Source organism: Actinomadura alba (assembly GCF_014323705.1).
GTDB classification, from domain to species: Bacteria; Actinomycetota; Actinomycetes; order Streptosporangiales; family Streptosporangiaceae; genus Actinomadura_C; species Actinomadura_C alba.
Genome location: NZ_JABVEC010000002.1, coordinates 324373 through 343311 on the forward strand (window position 1 = coordinate 324373; position 18939 = coordinate 343311).

Sequence of the window (18939 nt, forward strand, 5' to 3'; positions counted from 1 at the left end):
GTCGAAGTGTTCACCGATCGAGGGGTCATGTCTGCGCTGACTCGAACCGCCGACCTCACGGAGGCCGTCAACGCCCGGGTGCGCGGCAGATGGTGGCGCGACCCCTACCTCGCGGTGGCGGCCGTCGTCGTGCTGTGGACTGTGCTCGTCACGCTCCGCCACGGGTGGGCCGGCGACTTCCGGTTGCATCTCGCGACGGTGCACGCGCTGTCCACCGACCTGTGGAGCCCGGCCGACCCCCTCGTAGGCGCCGCCTCCGGCAGCCCGTACTACTCGCCGTACATGGTGCTGCTGGGCGCGGTCTCGGCGCTGACCGGCGCGGCGCCGCAGACCGTGCTGGAGGTCGCGGGGGTCGTCAACGTCGTCGTCCTGCTCGTCGCGGTCCGCCGGTTCTGCCGCCATCTCGGCGGTGGGCCGCTGGTCGCGGCGCTCGCGGTCGTCTTCACCCTGCTGCTGTGGGGCCTGCGGCCGACGGAGTGGAGCGGCTTCCTCGGCCTGACCTCGCTGTCGTGGACGATGAGCTACCCCAGCGTCATCGGCACCGCCCTCATGCTGCTGCTCTGGGACGCCTTCCTGCGGTACCGCTCGGGGGACCGGGGCCCGCGCGCACTCGCCGTGATCACGGTGCTGGGCGCGCTGCTGCTGCTGACCCATCCCTTCACCGCCGCCAACGCGGTGATCGGCCTGGTGGCGTTCGCCTTCGCCGGCCCGCGTACGCTGCTGCGGGCCGGAACGCTCCTCGGGCTCGCCGGTGCCGCCGGCGCGGTCGTCGCCTTGACGCTGCTCTGGCCGTGGTCGGACGTGTTCTCCCTCTTCGGCGTGGCCGGTGACTTCGACGCTCCGCACAAGACCCTCATCGCCGACGTGACCCGCTCGTTCGGCTTCGAGCACTACGGCCTCGCGCTCGCCGGGCTGCCGGCGCTCGTCATGGGCGGCCGGCGCCCGCTCGGCCGTGAGCTACAGATCCTGTTCGTCCTGGCCGTCTCGCTCGTCGCCGTGGGGGCGCTCACCGGGTCGTACGGCTTCGCGCGCTCCATCCCGGTGGTCATGCTCCCGCTGCATCTGGCGCTCGCGTCCTACCTCGGTGGGCCGCGGGGCGGCCGGACACCGGTCCGTGCCGGGTACGCGGTGGTCGCGCTCATCGCCTGCTGCGTCGGTGCGTACGGCGCGTCCGGTGGCCTGGTGCGGGCCTACTGGAAGGACGTAACACCACAGACGTTGACGGCGTGGGGCGCCCGGCCGGTGACGACGTCCTATGACCCGCTCCTGCCGCACATCGGGCCCCGAGACGTGGTGATCACAGAGGAGCCGTGGCCCAGCCGCCTGGTGAACGGTCGCGGTGCCCGTGCGGTGGTGACCGCGTGGCCGTACCCGTTCGTCGACGAGGCCACCCGCCGGCGCGACGCGGCGGAGTTCTTCGCCGCTGGTACGGGCCCGGAGCGGCGGGCGGCCATCGCCGACCACTACGGGGTCACGTGCGCCCTGCTCGCCCACCGCGGAGCCGCGATGCGCCCCGGAGCCGTGCCGGGCTTCCACCTGAAGGCGACGAATGGCGGTCGCGTGCTGCTCTGCCGCCGCTGCCCCTCAGCCCGCCACGGAGTGCTCACCGACCTGCAATCACCGGCACTCGTACCCGTCCAGGCGCAGCGTCACCCGGCCGTGGGTCGTAAGCTGAACGCGTCACACGGCCTGAGATCATGAGGGGATGCCGGATGACTTCCCTACCGGAAGACAGCTGGCTCCTGGGCATCCGGCCTCAGCCCGATCGCGTGACCGCGTGACCGCGTGACCGCAGAAGAGTACGAGGCGCTCCCCGAGGAGATCGCCAAGGCGATTGAGATCGTGGACGGCTACGTCGTCTACTGCGAGGCGCCTACTCCCGATCACCAGACGGTGGGCAGGCGGCTCGCCAACTCGCTGGAACGTCATGCGCGTTCGGCCATGGAACGTGGCCACGGGTGCGTCACGGTGAACAACTACGTCGATCTGAGACTTCGTGACGTTCCGTTGCTCAACCGCCGACCCGATGTCGTGCTCTATCGGTGCCTGGATCGCGAGCGAGGAGAACGGTTGCGAGCCGAGCACGCTCTGCTCGTCATCGAGATCGTTTCCCCTGGATCGGAGACGCAGGACACCCTCGACAAGCCTGCGGAGTACGCCAAAGCCGGCATCCCGCACTACTGGGTGGCCCGGCTGGACGGCACAGGTGTATCGGTCATCGAGCGCTACCAGCTCGACCGGGCCACGATGCTCTACAAGCACATCGGCACGTTCATGAAGGACGAGGCCGGCGACGCGCCAACGGTCAGCAATCCCATCACCATCACGATCGACTGGGCCGAATTGCGATTCTGAGGACCTCGACCGGAGTCAGGGCCTTCAGCGCTGCGCTGCGTCAGCGCTGGATGTTCAACTCATCGCGCTTCACGCGGCCGACCCCAGTACGACGCCAGGACCGGCCGTAGCTCATTTGCCCGCAAGCGGGCTGGGATCGAAGGCGTCGAACTTGGCCCGCACCCACACCTGGCCACCTTGCCGGTTGACGACATCGGATCCGCTGTGGGCGAATCGGGTCCGCTGTCGGTGAACCCGCCTGGGTGCTCCGTGTTCGCGGTGCTTAAGTGTCGGGATGGAGATCTTGGTGCTGGGCGGGACAGCTTGGGTGGGCCGGGAGCTGTCGAGGCAGGCGATCGAGCGCGGCCATCGAGTGACGTGCCTGGCGCGCGGCGAAAGCGGAGAAGCCGCGGGCGGAGCGAGGCTGGTGGTCGCCGACCGGCGCGATCCTGTGGCGTACCAACCGCTGCTTGACCGCGAATGGGATGCGGTCATCGAGGTGTCATGGCAGCCGGGCTTCGTTCGTGAGGCGCTCAACGCACTGGGCGGCAGGGCCAGGCATTGGGCCTATGTCTCCTCCGTCAGCGCCTACGCCTCCCATGCCACGCCGGCCGCGGACGAGTCCGCGGCCCTTCTTGCTCCGGCCGATCGAAGCGAGGTCGACCGCGCGTTGTACGGCGAGGCGAAAGTCGCCTGCGAGCAGGCCTCTACGGCGATCGTGGGCGACCGTCTGCTCGTCGCACGCGCCGGTCTCATCGCCGGCCCGGGCGATCACACCGGACGCACCGGCTACTGGGTGGCCCGTGCCGCACGCGATCCGCAAGGGCCGATGCTGGTTCCCGATGCACCGGCCATGCCGACACAGGCAGTCGACGTGCGGGACCTCACCGCTTGGCTGCTCGACGCCGGGGCGACGGGGAGCGTCGGCACGTACGACGCTGTCGGTCCGGTCGTTCCGTTCGGAGAGTGGATCGAGCTGTCTCGTAGCATTGGCGGGCACACCGGTCCGGTGGTCACCGCCGACTCGGCCTGGCTGCTCGCGAAGGGCGTGGCCGAGTTCATGGGGGCCGAGTCGCTGCCGATGTGGCTGGTCGAGCCGGGCTGGGAGGGCTTCTCGGCCCGCAGCGGATCTGCGGCGCGCGCCGCGGGGCTTCGTCATCGGCCCCGGGCGGAGCTGCTGGCCGACACGCTGCTGTGGGAACGCGAGCAGGGTCTGGACCGGGCAAGACGTGCCGGCCTCAGCGCCCAGCGCGAGCGCGAATTGCTCGACGCTCTCGGCTAACGGCTTCGGTCCATGTCGCCGCGTCGGCGGCCAGTTCATCTGCCCGACGCCCTTGTGTGCCGGTAAGGGGTGATGATTGTGGGCATGGCGTTGTCGACGGCATTCACGAAGTTGTTCGGTGTGCAGCACCCGATTGCCCTGGCGCCGATGGGCGGGTCGGCTGGTGGTGCGCTGGCGGCGGCCGTCTCTCGAGGCGGGGGGCTCGGGCTGCTGGGCAGCGGCAACGGGGATCGGGACTGGCTGGCCCGCGAGCTGCCAATAGTTGCCGAGGGCACCGAAAAGCCGTGGGGGATCGGCTTCCTGACCTGGGCGATCGATGTTGGCGCGGTCGAGCGGGCGCTGGAGCACAACCCCAGGGCGGTGATGTTGTCCTTTGGAGACCCGAGCCCGTTCGCTGAACGCATCCGCCAGGCGGGTGTGGCGCTGATCATTCAGGTCACCGATCTGGAGGAGGCCCGGCGGGCGGTGGACCTGGGCGCAGATGTCATCGTGGCGCAGGGGACCGAAAGCGGTGGGCATGGCGCTCGGCACGGGCGGTCCACGTTGCCGTTCGTGCCGGTCGTGGTGGACCTGGCGGCGCCGGTGCCGGTGCTGGCGGCCGGCGGGATCGCCGATGGACGTGGCGTGGCCGCCGTCCTGGCTCTGGGGGCCGCCGGGGCGCTCATCGGTACCCGCTTTCAGGCCACGCCCGAGGCACTGGTCGCCCCCTCGACCGCCAAGGCGATCGTCGAGGGACACGGGCAGGACACCGAGCGCAGCAGCGTGCTCGATATCGCCCGAGGCTCTCGGTGGCCGTCGAAGTACACCGCCCGCACCCTCGGCCACCCCGTTCTTGACCAATGGCGGGGCCGAGAGGCCGAACTCTCCGCCGATCCCCAGGCCAAGCAGGCCTACCAAGATGGCGTGGCACGAGGCGAGATACCCCCACTGCCGGTGTGGGCCAGCGAGGCCATCGATCTCATCAACGACCTGCCCTCCGCAGCCGATCTTGTCGCCACCCTGGCCGCGCAGGCTGAGGACGCACTGGCCCGAGCGGGAAGGCGCTGACCGGAACGGTCTGCCAGGAGCGGTCAGATGGGCCTGGAGGTTGACCGGCCCGCGTTCGGGGCGCTGGCTACGACTGCGCGCGCGGGCCGACGATGCTTCGCCGGATCCGCCCGAGCCGACGGCGGAGCCTGCGGTGCAGCCGGCGGTTCTGCTGTGCCTTCATCTCGCGGATCTCGGCGTTCAGGCTGTGCGCCTGAGCCCGCCACTTGGCCGCCTCGGACTCCCACTTCACGGCGCGGGCGTGCCAGTCGACCGGCGGTTGCGGCACGTCGGTCGTGGCCTGCGTGAGAGCCCATTCGGTGCCGTCGATGGTGTGCGCCGCGAACATCTCGCGCACCAGGTTGTCGACGTCGTCATCGGCCCCGGCGATCCGGTGGGCGCGAGCGTACGCGCGCGTCTGCTCGAACCGCGCGGTGGTCGCCTCGGTCTGCTCGCCGGACAGATCGAGCGTGACGAGGCCGTACCCCTCCTTCTCGACCAGCTGGATCAGCCGCTGGAGGGCCCCGGGAGCGGGGACCCATCCGGCCGGGCAGTGGAAGCGGTAGGGCGAGGGGAACGCGGTCTCGGCCACCGACTCGACCAGGCGCACCCTGCCGTCGTCGCCGAAGCCCTCGCGCATGAGCCGCAGATCGAGCAGCGGATCGGCGTGCAGGTCGCGTCGCCGGTCGTGGAGCTTCGACCACGGTCCGACCAGATCGATGCGTACGTCCGACACGTTGCCGGCGGTCAGCCCGCTCACGGTCGCCCTGGCCTGCTCCCAGGTCGCCTCGGTCACGTCGACCACGGCCTCGACGCCGGGCACCCGCCACTGCCTGCCGGGGTCGGGGCGGCGTTTGCGCGGGATCAGCACCCGGTTGGCGTAGAAGGGCCGGCAGTAGCGGGTGGCGCGTTGGCCGTTGGTCATGGTGGTCGACCAGCCCAGGTGCCAGCTGCTGCTGGCGAGCTCCGGGACGAAGACCCCGCCGGCCTGGCCGAGGCGGTACCCGAACTCGGTGTCCTCGCCAAGAACCATGTCGCCGTCGACACCGCCCGCGTCGTGGTAGAAGGAGCGGTGGTAGGAGGCCGAGGCCCCGGTGAAGACCCGGGAGGCCTGTGCGCCGGCCGAGCGGAGCAGATCGGTCTTCTCGATGAACTCCTCGTAGGGGTGACCCTCATGCCGTTCGTTGGCGAAGATCTTCTCGCCGTCGCCGCGGGCCACCGCGTCGTAGGCGTCCTGAGGAGTGAGGGCACCCGCCTGGTAGTCGACGAATCGCTTGTGTCCGACGAGGACCAGGTGGTCGGCGAGGTGGTGCCAGCGGACGTGGGCCTCGACATTGTCGTGGAAGCACAGCATGTCGGCGTCGAGCCGCACGATCACATCGCCCTCGGCGGCGAGCGCGCCGGAACGGTAGGCGTGCGCGCAGCCCCATCCACCGGGCAGGCTCGGCACGATCCGGGTGTGCTCCGGCCGGATCTCGGGCAGGCGCAACGGCGGGTCGCTGCCGTCGTCGGCGATCACTACCTCGAGCAGATGCCCCGGGTAGGTCTGTCCCGCGAGCCCGGCGAGCGTCAGGTCCAGCTTCTCCTGTGACCCGTAGGCCGGTATCACGACACTTACGGTCAGGGTGGGTTCCCATTGACCGAGCGTCGGCGGCCGGAGGTCGCCGTAATCGTTGTCGCGGATCCGAGGCTGTGCGCTCGGAACTACCAGCATGCTCACTCGTCCGGTGTCCCTCGCTTGTCTGGCCCGGTCGCCATCCTGGTGCGAATTTCATGCAGGCTAGCAGGTCGACGTGCCATTCGAGTGACCCCGGCCCGTGGTATTTCCGCCGGCTGTTCCACGAATATGAATTGGCTGCGAATTTCTAATTTCAGGCTGTCAACGAGATGGCGACATTCGGATGAACCCCTGCCAATTGGAATCTTGCCCGCAGGTGTCAGGCGGGTGCGAGCCCGATGAGCCGGGCGCGCTTGAAGTCAGCCGGTCGGCCGGCGGTGTTCGGCCACGGATCCGGCCAGGGGCGAGACCGCCTGTTGCCATGCGTGCAGACCCCGCGGCGTGAGGAAGGCGTCGAAGACCATCTCGGAGGCGCCGACGAGGATTCCCTCGCTGCCGAGGGCCGACGAGACGAGTTCGGGCGGCCGGTCTCGCCGGAACATCATCAGCCCGTGCAGATAGGCCTCGCGCACTGCCTCTTCGGCGTGTGTCCGCAGGTCGGCGCCCACCCCGGAGAGCGTCACCACCTGGGGATCGTGGGCGTTGACCAGCGCGCTCACCCCCTGTCCGAGGGCGCGCGCGGTCGAGGTCAGCGCGGCGGCGGCGCGGTCGTCGCCCGCCATCGCCTCGGCGATGATCCGCTGGGCCTCCTCGCGCCCCTGCCCGGGGGTCACCTCGCCGCCGGTCAGCCGGACCAGGGCGTTGGCGCCTACGCCCAGGCTCCAGCATCCGGTGGCGCCGCAGGCGCAGACGCCGGACGCGCCGGTCAGCGGCATGTGTCCGAATTCGCCGCCGGTGCCGTGCGCGCCCCTGAGCGGACGTCCGTCGAGGATCAGCGTTCCGCCCACATCGAAGTCCACGTGCAGGTGCAGCCCCACCGCCACGCCGCGCAGCGCGCCCCGGCGGGCCTCCGCCAGTCCCGCGAGCGTCGCGTCGTTGTCCAGCAGCACCGGCAGCGGTGCCGCCGCGATCCGCGAGGCGGCCAGCAGTGCGGTGACCTCGACGTCCCGCCAGCCGAGGTGGGGCACGTCGAGCAGCCGGTCTCCGCGTACGGGACCGGGCATCGCGATCCCCACCCCCGCGACCCGCTGGCCGAGGGCGCGGACGTGTGCGCGCAGCGCGTCCGCCAGCTCGCCGAGCACCGCCTCGGGCGGGCCGGGCCGGTGCGGCCGGGTCTCTCTCGTGGTCAGCCGGCCGCCGAGCTCGGCCATGGCGACGGTCCAGGAGTCCTCGCGGAAGTCGACGGCGAGTGCGACCGGCCCGTCCGGGTGTGGTCCGGGAACACGGGTCGGGCGGCCACGGGTGCGCTGGACGGTCGGTTCCTCCCGTACGAGCCGGCTGCCGATCAGGTCCGCGACCAGCACGGTGGCGGTGCCGCGGGCCAGATCGAGGTCGTGGGTGAGCTGGGCCCGGGTGCGCATCGCTCCGCCGTCGTGCACCGCGCGCAGCACCCTGAGCAGGTTGTGGACGCGGAGCTGGCCGCTCGTCGTCGCTCCCGTCTCGCCAGGCACCCGCCCATTGTGTCAGTCGTTCTGGGTTGTTATGTTCTAGCCAAGAGCAAAAAGGAGGGCCTGTGGTCGACCCAGACGTGCGGCGTGCGCGGATGAGCGTGTTCGGTTATTTCGGTCTGTGTGGCGTCGTCGTGGGGATGTGGGCGGCCGGGCTGCCCGCCCTGGACGACCGGCTCGGGCTCGGCGCGGCGAGGCTCGGCACGGCGCTGCTGTTCGTCTCGTTCGGCGCGCTGATCTCCATGCCGATCGCCGGCCGGTTGTGCGACCGATGGTCCAGCCGGGCCGTCTGCGTGCCGGCCGGCCCGCTCTGCGCCCTGTCCCTGATCTGTCCAGCGCTGGCGCCCTCGTACGGCACGCTCATCCTCGGCGCGCTCGTCTTCGGCATGGGACTGGGGCTGCTCGAGATCGCCATGAACGTGCACGCGGTCGAGGTGGAGCGCCGCCATCCCAAGCCGATCCTGTCGGCGTTCCATGGAGTGTGGAGCCTCGGTGGCGCCGCCGGCGGCGCGCTCACCGCCGCAGGGCTCCACGCGGGGATCGGCTCTCAACGCATGCTGGTCGTGGCCGCGCTGGCCGGAGCCGTCCTGTTCCTGCCACCGGCGAGGTGGCTGCTGCCCGGCGCCGCCGGACCCGGTGCCGGTACGGAGGCGGAGCCGCACGTGAAGACGGCGCCCCGGCGGGTCGGGCTCTGGCGCTTGGTGCTGTTCCTCGGCACCATCGTCTTCGCCGGTCACCTCAGTGAGGGAGCGGCGCTGGACTGGGCGGCCGTGCACGCACGCGACGTGCTGGAGGCCGGGCCCGCGGTCGCCCCGCTGGCGTTCACCGTCTACTCCGTGGCGATGACGACGGTGCGCCTGCTGGGCGACGGGTTGCGCGACCGGCTGGGCGCGGCTCGCACCATCCGGCTGTCCGGGCTCGTGGCCGCCGCCGGCTACGCGCTCGTCCTGCTGGCCCCGGTCACGGGAGGGGCGAGGCTGGGCGTCGCCTGGGCCGGCTGGGCACTGGCCGGCGTCGGCCTGGCCACGATCGTGCCCGTCGTGTTCAGCGCGGTCGGGGCGGCGGGCGGCACCGCGGGGCGTGCGCTGTCGACGGTGACGATGTTCGGCTACGCCGGTCTGCTCGGCGGCCCACCCGTGATCGGGCACCTCGCCGACGCCACCTCGCTGCCACTGGCGCTGGCGATACCCGGAGTGCTGTGCGCCTACATCGCCGCGGCGGGCCCGGCCGGGATCAGGGCACTCGCCCCGCCCGGTCCCGAACCCGCCGTGCGCTCGTCCGTCAGAGCGTGATGCGCCGGCTCATGGTCAGGCGGACACGGCCTCGAGCAGCTTGCGGCGCTGCTGCTCGCCGAGGCCGCCGACGCGGCGGCTGTCGTCGATGCCGGCCTGCTCCATGAGCGCGGCGGCCTTGGCCGGGCCGTAGCCGGGCAGGGCCTTGAGCACCTGGACGACCTTGGTCTTCTTGGCGATGTCGTCGGTGCGAGCCAGGACATCACCGATGGTGAGCGTGCCGGCCTTCACCCCCGCGAGCAGCTCACTGCGCTCCTTGCGGGCCTGCTGCGCCTTCTCCAGGGCCTGGGCACGCTGCTCGGGGGTGAGCGTGGGCAGAGCCATGAACGTCTCCTTCGTTGTCATTGACCGTCGCAGCACGCGACGGGTATTCGGGCCATCATGGCGGAGTCTTGTGACTTCCGTGGTGGGAGGGTCGCCGCGGACGGCATCGTCAGGACGTGCCGGGGAAGATTCCGTCGACCACCCGGGCGGCCGCGCGGCCGTCGTCGAGGGGGCAGAACCGCCGCACGAACGCGTCGTAGGCCGGCCTGTGGCGGAGCGCCGTGTCGTCCGCGGAGCGGACGGCATCGATGAGCGCGTCGGAGGTCTCTATGAGGGGTCCCGGCGCCTCCTTTCCGAAGTCGAAGTAGAACCCGCGCAGCCGGTCCCGATAGTCGCGCAGGTCGTAGGTGAAGAACAGCATCGGCCGGCGGGTGTTGGCGTAATCGAACATCACCGACGAATAGTCGGTGATCAGCAGGTCGGCGACGAGGTAGAGCTCGGCGATGTCCGGGTACGGCGACACGTCGTGGACGAAGCCGTCGCCGTCCCCGGGCACGCCATCGACGATGTTGGAGTGCAGCCGCACGAGCAGTACGTGGTCGTCGCCCAGCGCGGCACGGGCCCGGGCCAGGTCGATCCGCATGTCGAACCGGTAGCGGCCCCGGCCGTAGTACTGGTCGTCACGCCATGTCGGGGCGTAGAGCACGACCTTCTTGCCGTCGGGGAGGCCGAGGCGTGACCGCACCCGCGCGGCTATCTCGTTCGCCCGCGGGCTGTGGAGCACGTCGTTGCGTGGATACCCGGTCTCGATGATGTCGCCGTCGAAGGCGAGCGCCCGGCGCAGGATCTCGGTGCTGAACGGGTTGGGGGACAGCAGATGGGTCCACTCCGGCAGGGCCGGACCCTTGAGGTCGCCGGGTCGCAGGGCCTTCCGCATGCCCGGGGCATAGGCGAAGTGCACCTCCTTGACATCACGACCGATCTTCTTCAACGGCGTGCCGTGCCAGGTCTGCAACACCACCTGGCCGGGATGGCGGTGGAACCGGTCACCGAGCCGGTGATTGGTGACGATGTAGCGCGAGGAGGCCATCGCGTCATGCCATTCGGCGCCGTTCAGTCGTACCGCCCGCAGGGTGCCGGGCAGTTCCACCTGGGCGTCGTCCACCACCCACAGCTGTTCCAGGTCGCAGCCGCGGCGGACCAGTTCCTCGTGGATCGCACGGGTGCTGTCGGAGTACTGCCTGCCGTTGAAGCAGGAGAACAGCACGGTGTCGCGCAGGCCGTCGCGGGCCACCCGGCGACGGGCCTCGTCCCGCAGCCTGGTGCCCGCGGACCTCTCCTCGGGCCTGAGGTCGCCGGTGACCTCGAGGACCAGCCGGCCGTCGTGGTCCTCCAGCGTGTAGCCGCGCAGCGCGACCTCGACGGCCGAGGGCAGCCGCTCGCCGACCCGCCCGTCCAGCCGTACGGCCAGCGCGCGGCCGCCCGCCGGCCGGAAGAGCACATCCCAGCGGCCGGGGCGCAGCGGCAGCGGGCCCCCGAGCGTCGCGATCGCCGCGGCGGGCACCCGCCCGCGCAGTTCATCGCGGTCGAAGGTCATGGCGAAGGCATGCTCCTTACGGCGGCCACGAGCGCGCAGGACCAGGTCGCCGCGCGGCTCGGATCCGGCGTTGGGGGCGGGGTGGGTGCCGCTCAGCTCGAACACGCCGGGCTCACGCCACGCGCACGAGGTGACGGTCATCCGCGCGGACCTGGTCCGGATCCGCAGATAACCGCCGACGCCACGGCCCGCCACGAGCTCACGGGCGCCCACGAGCCGTACGGCGTCCTCGACGCCCTCCGCCAGCGCCAGCGGCTCGCCGCCGAGCGAGACGGTCCGGTCGCGGGTGTCGTCCATCACCTCCGGGTCCGCGTCCGGGTCCTGGTCCGGGTCCCGATCCGCCGGGTCGTCGGCCAGCACCGCGTGCTCCAGCCGGGCGGTGAACCCGCCGGCGTGGACCGTGACGGGGATCGGCACCGGCACCGGCACGTCGGGGCGCGACAGGACCGGCTCGACCGCGACACCGTCCTCGGCGGTTCCCTCGATCTCGAGCGCGCCGCCGGACCAGCGCAGAGCGGTGGCCCTGGCCCGCACCGTCTCGATCCGAAGCCGCAGCCCGCCGTCGGCGACGAGCGGTACGACCCGTACGCCGTCGGCGACGTAGCCGTAGGGCGGGTTCGCGCCGGTGCCGGAGACGCCCCCGCGCAGCGCGCCACTGCGGTAGATCCCGGCGTTGAGGACCGCGACCTCGACGTTCCACGTGCCGTCGGCCCACCGGGTCCTGCGGCTCCATCGGCGCCGGCGCAGCCTGCGCGGATCGATGGTCACCTCGAAACCGGTCCATGCCCCTGATGCACGGCCGGGTCGCGGGGTCTGCCGGGCGCGCAGGAGGACCAGCCCGCCGTCCTCGGAACGTAGGATGACGGCCTTCACGGACGTCCAGCGCCGGCGCATGCCGACCGAGTTGATGTAGGCCTCGCCGGTGATCCGTAACCTGCCGTCGACCCACCGCACCTCATGCGCCCGGCCGCGCATCGCGACCTCGCGGCGGGCCCGGTAGACCGCGCGGGGGATCGCCAGCGAGTCGTCCTTCCAGTACGGATAGACGACGAAGCGGCGCACCGGATCACGCACGATGGCGGGCGAGGTCCCGCCGCGTTCGAACCGTACGAGCTTGACGAGTTCGGTCACCAGCCGCCGGCTCGCCAGATGCCACTTCAGCCGGGTCAGCGCCGGCAGCGCGGTGAAGGCCCGGGGGTCGACGCCCTCGGCGTAGGCGGCGGCCCGCTCGACGATCCGGACGCGCTCGTCGGCGCCGGCGTCCGGCATCGCGTCCAGGAAGACCCTCAGCTCGCGGTCGAGCGCGGTCGTCTGGAAGCGCAGGCGGTCCTTGGCCCGCCAGGTGCCGTCGAGCCGGGCGAACACCGCCGACACGGCGGTGTAGCCGTCCGCGATCTCGCGCGGCTCGGCTGTGGGTTCGGGCCACCCGTCCCGGCCGCGAACGACGACCGTACTGCGCAGGACGTCGACCGAGCCGGCCAGGTGGTGCGCGGCGATCGACACGACGAGGTCGTCGTAGCGGTTCACGTCCGGGAACGACAGGGCGTGCTCGTCCCAGAACCGCCGGCGGAACAGCTTGTTGGTGACGTACCGGTCCTGCAGCAGCGCGGGGTGCCGGGCGATGTGGGTGCGCAAGAGGGTCCGGGTGAACGCCGTCTGGTGTGTGCGGGACGGCGCGATCACGCGTTCGCGCCGCACGCCGACGTTGCCGGCGGCGAGGTCCGAGCCGGTCTCGGCCAGTGTCTCGGCCAGCGCGCGCAGACCGCCGGGGAGGAGCACGTCGCCGCCGTCGACGAACGCGAGGTAGCCGCCGGTGGCCTGGGCCACGCCGACGTTGCGGGCCGCGCCGCGGCTGGGCGCGCCCGCCCGGACCAGCCGGAACCGCTCGTCCGGCAGTCGCACCGAGGCCGCCGCTCCGGCACCGTCGTCGACCACGAGGACCTCGAGGCGGTCGTGGGACTGCGCCGCCACCGACCACAGGGTCTCGGCGAGGCGCGCGCCCGCGGCGTGGGTCGAGACGATGACGCTGATCGTGACGTTCATCGGTCGGCCTCCTTGCGTCGGGGAGGGAAGGGCGGGGTTGCGTCGCCGCTCGGGTGGGGTCAGCGTCGCCGCTCGGGTGGCCGCTCGCCGAGGATGACGCGCCGCACGGCGCGCTCCGCGGCGTTCCCGTCGTCGTAGGCGCAGAACCTCCGGCGGAACTCGGCGCGCGCCTTGGCGGCGACGTCGCCCCAGACCGCGCCGGACCGGAAGGCCTCGATCAGCCCCGCCTCGGTGGTGGCGACGACGCCGGGCGGTTCGGCGGTGAGGTCGAAGTTGACCCCCCGGGTGCGGACGTAGGTGTCCCAGTCGTTGGCGTAGATCACGATGGGCCGGTCGTCCAGGTTCGCGTAGTCGAACATGATCGAGGAGTAGTCGGTCAGCAGCACGTCCGAGGCGAGGCAGAGGTCCTCGATGGCCGGGTGCGCCGAGACGTCGAGGACGCGGCCGGCCGGCCAGCCCTGCCGGGTGGCGAGGTCCCGGGTCCGGTAGAAGTAGTGCGCCCGCAACAGGATGACGTAGTCGTCGCCGAGCCCGCGCGCCAGCCGCCCGAGGTGCACCATCGGTTCGAAGCCGAGCAGGTAGTCCCGGTGCGTCGGGGCGTAGAGGATTGCCCTCGCGCCCTCGGGGACGCCGAGTTCGGCGCGCAGCCGGGCCACCTCGCGGTCGGTGGCGCGGAAGAACCGGTCGTTTCGCGGGTAGCCGATCTCGAGCAGCTCGTGGCGGCCGGGGTAGGAGCGGTCCCACACCTCGGTCGTCAGCCGGTTCGCGGAGATCAGGAAGTCCCAGCGGTCGATCCGGCCGAGCAGCGCCTCGAAGTCCATGTCGCCGCCGGTGGCGAGCGGGTAGCCGATCTGCTCGATGCCCATGACCTTGAGGGGCGTGCCGTGCTGGGTCTGGAGGTGCACCTGGCCGCGGCGCTTCACGAGGTCGTCCGGGAAGTTGACGTTGTTGACGAAGTACTTGGCGCGCGCCATGAGCCGCAGATGGCCCCGGGTGCCGGCGATCACGTACTCGACGCCCGCGGGCAGGTTCGCGGCCTGGCCGCGGTCGCGTACGACCCAGACGCCGCGGACCCTCGGTGCCAGCTCCCGGGACTTCTCGTAGATGGCCGCCGGATTACAGGCGTAGCCGCGGTACCAGTACGCCGCGTAGACGGCGAGGTTCTCGTCGATCGGCAGGCACAACTGGACGCGGTAGTAGAGCCGCCCGGCGCGGCCGCGCAGGAACCGGGCCGTCGCCCGGGCCGCCGCGCGGGCACGGCGCCGCAGGCCGCCGTGCACCAGGATCCGGCCGATGTTCAGGACCTTGAGCAGGCTGAACAGGGCGAAGGTGTCGCGCTCGACCAGGCGGTACTTCAGCCCCTGCAGCCCGCCCGGGAGAATATGGCCGGATTTCGGGCGGTAGGCGGTGTAGAGGCGGGACATCTCGTGGAAGAACTTCGGCCGCAGCTCGCGCGGCACCCGGTCTTTCTTCGCGAAGACGATGAGCAGATGCCACATCATCCGGTCGAACATGCTCGCGCGGAAGGGCTCGCCCCGCTCGCCCAGCCGGTCGAGAAAACCGAATATCGAGCGGTACTGCTCGAAGACGTCCAGGTGCCTGGCGCTGACCGTCTTGGTGATCGAGGCGCCCTGGCGGCGCTGCCGGTAACAGACGGTGACCCGGTCGAGCATGCTGATCCGGTCGGCCGCGAAGAGCACCGGATAGGCGACGGGGGAGTCCTCGTAATACCCCTTGGTGAAGCGAAGGCCGTGCCGGAGCATGAACTCGCGGCGGATCACTCTGTTCCACGCGAACGGCAGGATCTCGAGCAGCTCCAGGCGATCTTCGAGCCGGAACACCTCCGGCGCGTCCGGGTCGGCGAACAGGTGCCTTTGGACGCTGCGGTGAATCCGCCCGTCCCAGTAGACCCGGGCGTAATCGAGCAGCAGGACGTCGGGACGGGTCTCGCGGAGCCGCCGGAACACCAGCGGCATGGTGTCGGCGGTCAGGTAGTCGTCACTGTCGATGAACCAGACGTAGTCGCCGGTCGCCATCGAGAGCCCGAGGTTGCGCGCCTCGCCCAGGCCCGCGTTCTCGTCGAGGTGACGCACCTGGAGCCGGGAATCTCGCTCGGCGAACGTGTCCAGAAGCTCACCGCACGCATCGGGTGAGGCATCGTTGATCGCTATGACCTGCAAATTGGGGCATTCGGGGTCTAGTACGGACTCCAGGCATTTCCGTAGATAGCCATATACTTTATGCACGGGGATGACGACGGTAAGCGAGATGTTGCTAGCTAAACTCATCAAAGCGGGCCATTCGTTCGATATGATTACATGATGATCCCCCGTTAATGAATGGACGGGGAGCGTATCTCCGGGCAACGTTAACCGGTCGCATTGGCGATTGGATCGGATTTGCTCAGCCGGTGTGCACATATCGCCCCCGGGGCTCCCGCCCAGGGGCCGTACGACGACCCGCGCCCGCGCAGCACGCCCGTGATGTCGTCCGGGGGGGTGTCGTCCGTGACGAGACCGTGACGAGGACGCCGTGCCACTGATGGTGAACGCCCAGAAAACGGGCGATGACCGGAAGATGCCCCTTGCTCTGCTATATCGTGATGAAGGATCTACCACCGTCGGCCGTGCGTGGAGCGGGTGGCTCGCCCGCGACCAGGCCGGGGCCTGCTCTCCGAATCCGCTGGCCGCCGGCCCTGCCGATCACCTCAAAGGAAGACGAGACAGGACGGATGTCGCAAAGTTCAAAGGTCATGCGGGTACTCGTGACGGGGGGAGCCGGCTTCATCGGCTCTCACGTGGTCGATGCCTTCCTCGAACAGGGTGCCGACGTCACCGTGGTCGACGATCTGTCCAGCGGCCGCCCCGCCCGGCTCGACCCGGCGGCCGAGCTGCACAAGGTGAGCATCGCCGACGCCGCCCGGCTGACCGAGATCGTCGAGCGGGTCCGGCCCCAGGTGATCTGCCATCTCGCGGCTCAGGTCGACGTCCGCGTCTCGGTGGAGTCCCCGGCCGAGGACGCCCGGATCAACGTCCTTGGAACGATCAACGTCCTGGAGGCCGCCCGCGCGGTCGGCGCGCGTGTCCTGTTCGCCGGCACCGGCGGCGCGATCTACGGCGAGCACGCGCCCGTTCCCTCCGCCGAGACGGTGCAGCCCGCGCCCGAGGCACCGTACGGCACCGCCAAGTACTGCGCGGAGCAGTACATCGGCCTGTTCAACCGGCTGCACGGCACGCGGCACGGCGTCCTGCGCCTGGGCAACGTCTACGGCCCGCGCCAGGACCCCTCCGGCGAGGCCGGGGTGATCGCGATCTTCTGCGGCCGGATCCTCCAGGAACAGCCGCTGACGGTGTTCGGCGACGGTACCCAGACGCGTGACTACGTCTACGTCGGCGATGTCGTGGACGCCTTCCTCGCGGCGGCGGACGGCGACCGGGCCGGAGTGTGGAACATCGGCACCGGAACGGAGAGCACCGTGCTCGATCTGATCGATCTTCTCGGCCGGGCGGCCGATCGCCGCCTCGAGCCGGAGTTCGCCCCGCCCCGTCCCGGCGAACTCCAGCGCAGCGCCCTCGACAACGCCCTGGCGGAGCGTGAGCTCGGCTGGCGGCCGGCCACCACGATCGAGAGCGGCATCGCGGCGGTCTACCAGTGGGCGGCATCGGGCGCACCTGAGCGGGCCGGCCGGTGAGCGAGATCCTTCTCAGCGTCATCGTCCCCGCGTACAACGTCGCCGGATATCTCCGGGAGTGCTTCGACTCCGTTCTCGCCCATCAGGGCGACGACATCGAGCTGATCACGATCGACGACCGCTCACCGGACGGCTCCGGCGCGATCATGGACGAGTACGCGGCGAGCGACCCCCGGGTGCGGGTGCGGCACCTGGAGAAGAACGTCGGCCTGGGCGAGGCCCGCAACATCGGGCTCGAAATGGCACAGGGCGAGTACGTCTGGTTCGTCGACGGCGACGACTGGCTGCCCGACGGCTCGATCCAGGCGATCACGCGGCGGCTTCGCGAGACCCGGCCGGACATGCTCGGCTTCGACCACTCGCGGGTCTACTGGGACGGCCGGGTGACGCGCAGCGCCCATCGCAAGGTGTTCAAGAACCTGCCGGAGTCGGGCGTCTTCACAATGCGCGAGCGGCCGAGCGTGATGGACTTCCTGATGATCGTCTGTAACAAGGCGATCCGGCGGGAGTTCCTGCTCGACCTGGGCCTGCGGTTCGGCGGCGGTTACTACGAGGACATCAACGTCACCTACCCGGTCCTCATGGCCGCCGAGCGCATCACCCTGCTCGACCGGGTCTGCTACTTCTACCGCCAGCGGCGGCGCGGCTCGATCACCAAGACCGTCGGCGAGCGGCACTTCGAGGTCTTCCCGCAGTACGACAAGATCTTCGCCTTCATGGACGAGCGCGGCGCCGAGGTCGACGAGTTCCGCAAGGCGATGTTCAACCGGATGTTCTGGCACCTGTTCATCATCTTCGGCCACGCCGACCGGGTGCACCGCCGCGACCGGCGCGAGTTCTTCAACCGGATGGTGGAGGGTCACCGCAAGTACCGGCCCGCGGGCTACCGGCCTCCGGGCGGCGTGCAGGGCGTGCGGCTCCGGCTGGTCGAGCGGGGCTCGTACCCTCTGTTCGTCGCGTTCCGCCGGTTCAACCTCGTCCGCGTCAGCCTCGGCAAGGCCTCTGCCGCCGTCCGCAGGACGCCCAGGCGGGTGGTCGCCGACGCCAAGGCCCGGTACCGCAGGCTCTACTACCGGATCCAGTGCCGCCTGCCCATGGACCAGAAGCTGGCGGTCTACAGCGCCTACTGGAACCGCGGCTACGCCTGCAACCCGGCCGCCATCCACGAGAAGGCCCGCGAGCTCGCCCCCGACGTACGGGGCGTGTGGGTGGTCAAGAAGAGCGGGGTGAAGACGCTCCCGCCCGGCGTCGACCACGTCGTGGCCGGCTCCCTGCCCTACTACCGGCTGATGGCCCGGGCGAAGTACTTCGTCAACAACGCCAACTTCCCGAACTTCCTCATCAAGCGTCCAGGGGCCGTGCACCTGCAGACGATGCACGGCACGCCGCTCAAGGCGATGGGCCTGGACCAGATCAAGTATCCGGTCGCCGCGAAGGGCACGGACTTCGACGACTTCCTGCGGCGCTCGGACCGCTGGGACTACCTCATCTCGTCGAACCCGCTGTCCAGCGAGGCGTGGCAGCGCGCGGTCCCCTGCGACTACGAGCTGCTGGAGATCGGGTATCCGCGCAACGACCGGCTGGTCAACGCCACTGACCAGGAGGTTGCGGGGCTGCGCGCGGACCTCGGCATCCCCGAGGGTTCCACCGCGATCCTGTACGCCCCGACGCACCGGGACTACCAGCACGGATTCGAGCCGATGCTCGACATCGGCCGGGTGATGACCGGGCTGGGACCCGATCATGTGCTGTTGCTCCGCGCTCACTACTTCTACAACGTCAAGGACGCCGCCGAGCGGTACGGATGGCCGGCCGACCGGATCATCGACGTCTCCGCCCACCCCACGGTCGAAGACCTCTGCCTCGCCTCGGACGCCCTGATCACCGACTATTCGTCGATCATGTTCGACTACGCGAACCTGGACGACCGGCCCATCGTGATCTACGCGAACGACTGGGACACCTACCGGCGGACGCGGGGCGTCTACTTCGACCTGCCCGCTGCCCCGCCCGGCGCGGTCGCGACCGACGAGAACGAGCTCATCGAGGTGTTCCGGAACAGGACCGCCTGGGACGGCGAGGCCGCCAAGCACCGTGCCGAGTTCCGCCGGCGGTACTGCCCGTGGGACGACGGCCAGGCCGCGGAGCGCGCCGTACGGCGGGTCTTCCTGGGGCGATAGCCCCC

Annotated in this window: 12 protein-coding genes; 7 read left to right on the plus strand and 5 right to left on the minus strand. The window is 70.6% G+C overall.

Going from position 1 to position 18939, the window contains the following annotated elements; genetic code table 11:
• The first annotated feature begins 27 nt into the window (after window positions 1-27).
• The 4 genes from HKK74_RS04575 to HKK74_RS04590 all read left to right on the plus strand — a co-directional run bounded on the left by HKK74_RS04575 (window position 28) and on the right by HKK74_RS04590 (window position 4663).
• The gene (locus HKK74_RS04575) at window positions 28-1701 is read left to right on the plus strand and encodes a hypothetical protein (RefSeq protein WP_187241761.1); all 1674 of its coding nucleotides are present in this window, start codon (window positions 28-30) and stop codon (window positions 1699-1701) included.
• 84 nt (window positions 1702-1785) lie between these two features.
• Window positions 1786-2355 carry a Uma2 family endonuclease gene (locus HKK74_RS04580; RefSeq protein ID WP_222721850.1) on the plus strand — a complete coding sequence of 190 codons (570 nt, stop codon included), beginning with the start codon at window positions 1786-1788 and terminating at the stop codon, window positions 2353-2355.
• A 274-nt stretch (window positions 2356-2629) separates the two neighbouring features.
• Window positions 2630-3616 (plus strand): NAD-dependent epimerase/dehydratase family protein, encoded by a 987-nt coding sequence (locus HKK74_RS04585; protein ID WP_187241762.1) that lies wholly within the window; start codon window positions 2630-2632, stop codon window positions 3614-3616.
• 84 nt (window positions 3617-3700) lie between these two features.
• Window positions 3701-4663, plus strand: a complete 963-nt coding sequence (locus HKK74_RS04590; protein WP_187241763.1) for an NAD(P)H-dependent flavin oxidoreductase — start codon at window positions 3701-3703, stop codon at window positions 4661-4663.
• Between the two features lie 67 nt (window positions 4664-4730).
• Here HKK74_RS04590 and HKK74_RS04595 read toward each other — a convergent pair whose 3' ends face one another.
• A complete protein-coding gene (locus HKK74_RS04595) occupies window positions 4731-6356 on the minus strand; it encodes a glycosyltransferase family 2 protein (protein ID WP_187241764.1) in 1626 nt (541 codons plus the stop codon).
• A 263-nt stretch (window positions 6357-6619) separates the two neighbouring features.
• Window positions 6620-7870, minus strand: a complete 1251-nt coding sequence (locus HKK74_RS04600) for an ROK family protein (RefSeq protein ID WP_222721851.1) — start codon at window positions 7868-7870, stop codon at window positions 6620-6622.
• Between the two features lie 62 nt (window positions 7871-7932).
• Here HKK74_RS04600 and HKK74_RS04605 point away from each other — a divergent pair, with 62 nt between their 5' ends.
• Entirely contained in the window at window positions 7933-9159 is a 1227-nt protein-coding gene (locus HKK74_RS04605) for an MFS transporter (protein WP_312881243.1), read from the plus strand.
• 15 nt (window positions 9160-9174) lie between these two features.
• Here the strand turns inward: HKK74_RS04605 and mihF are convergent, their stop codons facing one another.
• From mihF to HKK74_RS04620, 3 genes are all read right to left on the minus strand, one after another.
• Complete coding sequence (gene mihF, locus HKK74_RS04610) at window positions 9175-9483, minus strand: integration host factor, actinobacterial type (RefSeq protein ID WP_187241765.1); 309 nt, start codon at window positions 9481-9483, stop codon at window positions 9175-9177.
• A gap of 109 nt (window positions 9484-9592) precedes the next feature.
• The gene (locus tag HKK74_RS04615; protein ID WP_187241766.1) at window positions 9593-13063 is read right to left on the minus strand and encodes a bifunctional glycosyltransferase/CDP-glycerol:glycerophosphate glycerophosphotransferase; all 3471 of its coding nucleotides are present in this window, start codon (window positions 13061-13063) and stop codon (window positions 9593-9595) included.
• Between the two features lie 59 nt (window positions 13064-13122).
• Window positions 13123-15483, minus strand: coding sequence for a bifunctional glycosyltransferase/CDP-glycerol:glycerophosphate glycerophosphotransferase (locus HKK74_RS04620; protein ID WP_312881244.1), 2361 nt, complete (start codon window positions 15481-15483; stop codon window positions 13123-13125).
• A gap of 332 nt (window positions 15484-15815) precedes the next feature.
• Between HKK74_RS04620 and HKK74_RS04625 the strand changes: the two genes are divergently transcribed.
• Both HKK74_RS04625 and HKK74_RS41265 read left to right on the plus strand, forming a co-directional pair.
• A complete protein-coding gene (locus tag HKK74_RS04625) occupies window positions 15816-16754 on the plus strand; it encodes an NAD-dependent epimerase/dehydratase family protein (RefSeq protein WP_187241768.1) in 939 nt (312 codons plus the stop codon).
• Entirely contained in the window at window positions 16751-18934 is a 2184-nt protein-coding gene (locus tag HKK74_RS41265; RefSeq protein ID WP_222721853.1) for a bifunctional glycosyltransferase/CDP-glycerol:glycerophosphate glycerophosphotransferase, read from the plus strand. Before HKK74_RS04625 ends, HKK74_RS41265 begins: the two co-directional genes overlap by 4 nt.
• Window positions 18935-18939 lie beyond the last annotated feature (5 nt).

Bases quoted from the DNA above. Each gene is read 5' to 3' on its own strand.
- HKK74_RS04575 (WP_187241761.1), top strand. From the start codon at position 28: ATGTCTGCGCTGACTCGAACCGCCGACCTCACGGAGGCCGTCAACGCC.
- HKK74_RS04585 (WP_187241762.1), top strand. From the start codon at position 2,630: ATGGAGATCTTGGTGCTGGGCGGGACAGCTTGGGTGGGCCGGGAGCTG.
- HKK74_RS04590 (WP_187241763.1), top strand. From the start codon at position 3,701: ATGGCGTTGTCGACGGCATTCACGAAGTTGTTCGGTGTGCAGCACCCG.
- HKK74_RS04595 (WP_187241764.1), bottom strand. From the start codon at position 6,356: ATGCTGGTAGTTCCGAGCGCACAGCCTCGGATCCGCGACAACGATTAC.
- mihF (WP_187241765.1), bottom strand. From the start codon at position 9,483: ATGGCTCTGCCCACGCTCACCCCCGAGCAGCGTGCCCAGGCCCTGGAG.
- HKK74_RS04615 (WP_187241766.1), bottom strand. From the start codon at position 13,063: ATGAACGTCACGATCAGCGTCATCGTCTCGACCCACGCCGCGGGCGCG.
- HKK74_RS04620 (WP_312881244.1), bottom strand. From the start codon at position 15,483: ATGTGCACACCGGCTGAGCAAATCCGATCCAATCGCCAATGCGACCGG.
- HKK74_RS04625 (WP_187241768.1), top strand. From the start codon at position 15,816: ATGCGGGTACTCGTGACGGGGGGAGCCGGCTTCATCGGCTCTCACGTG.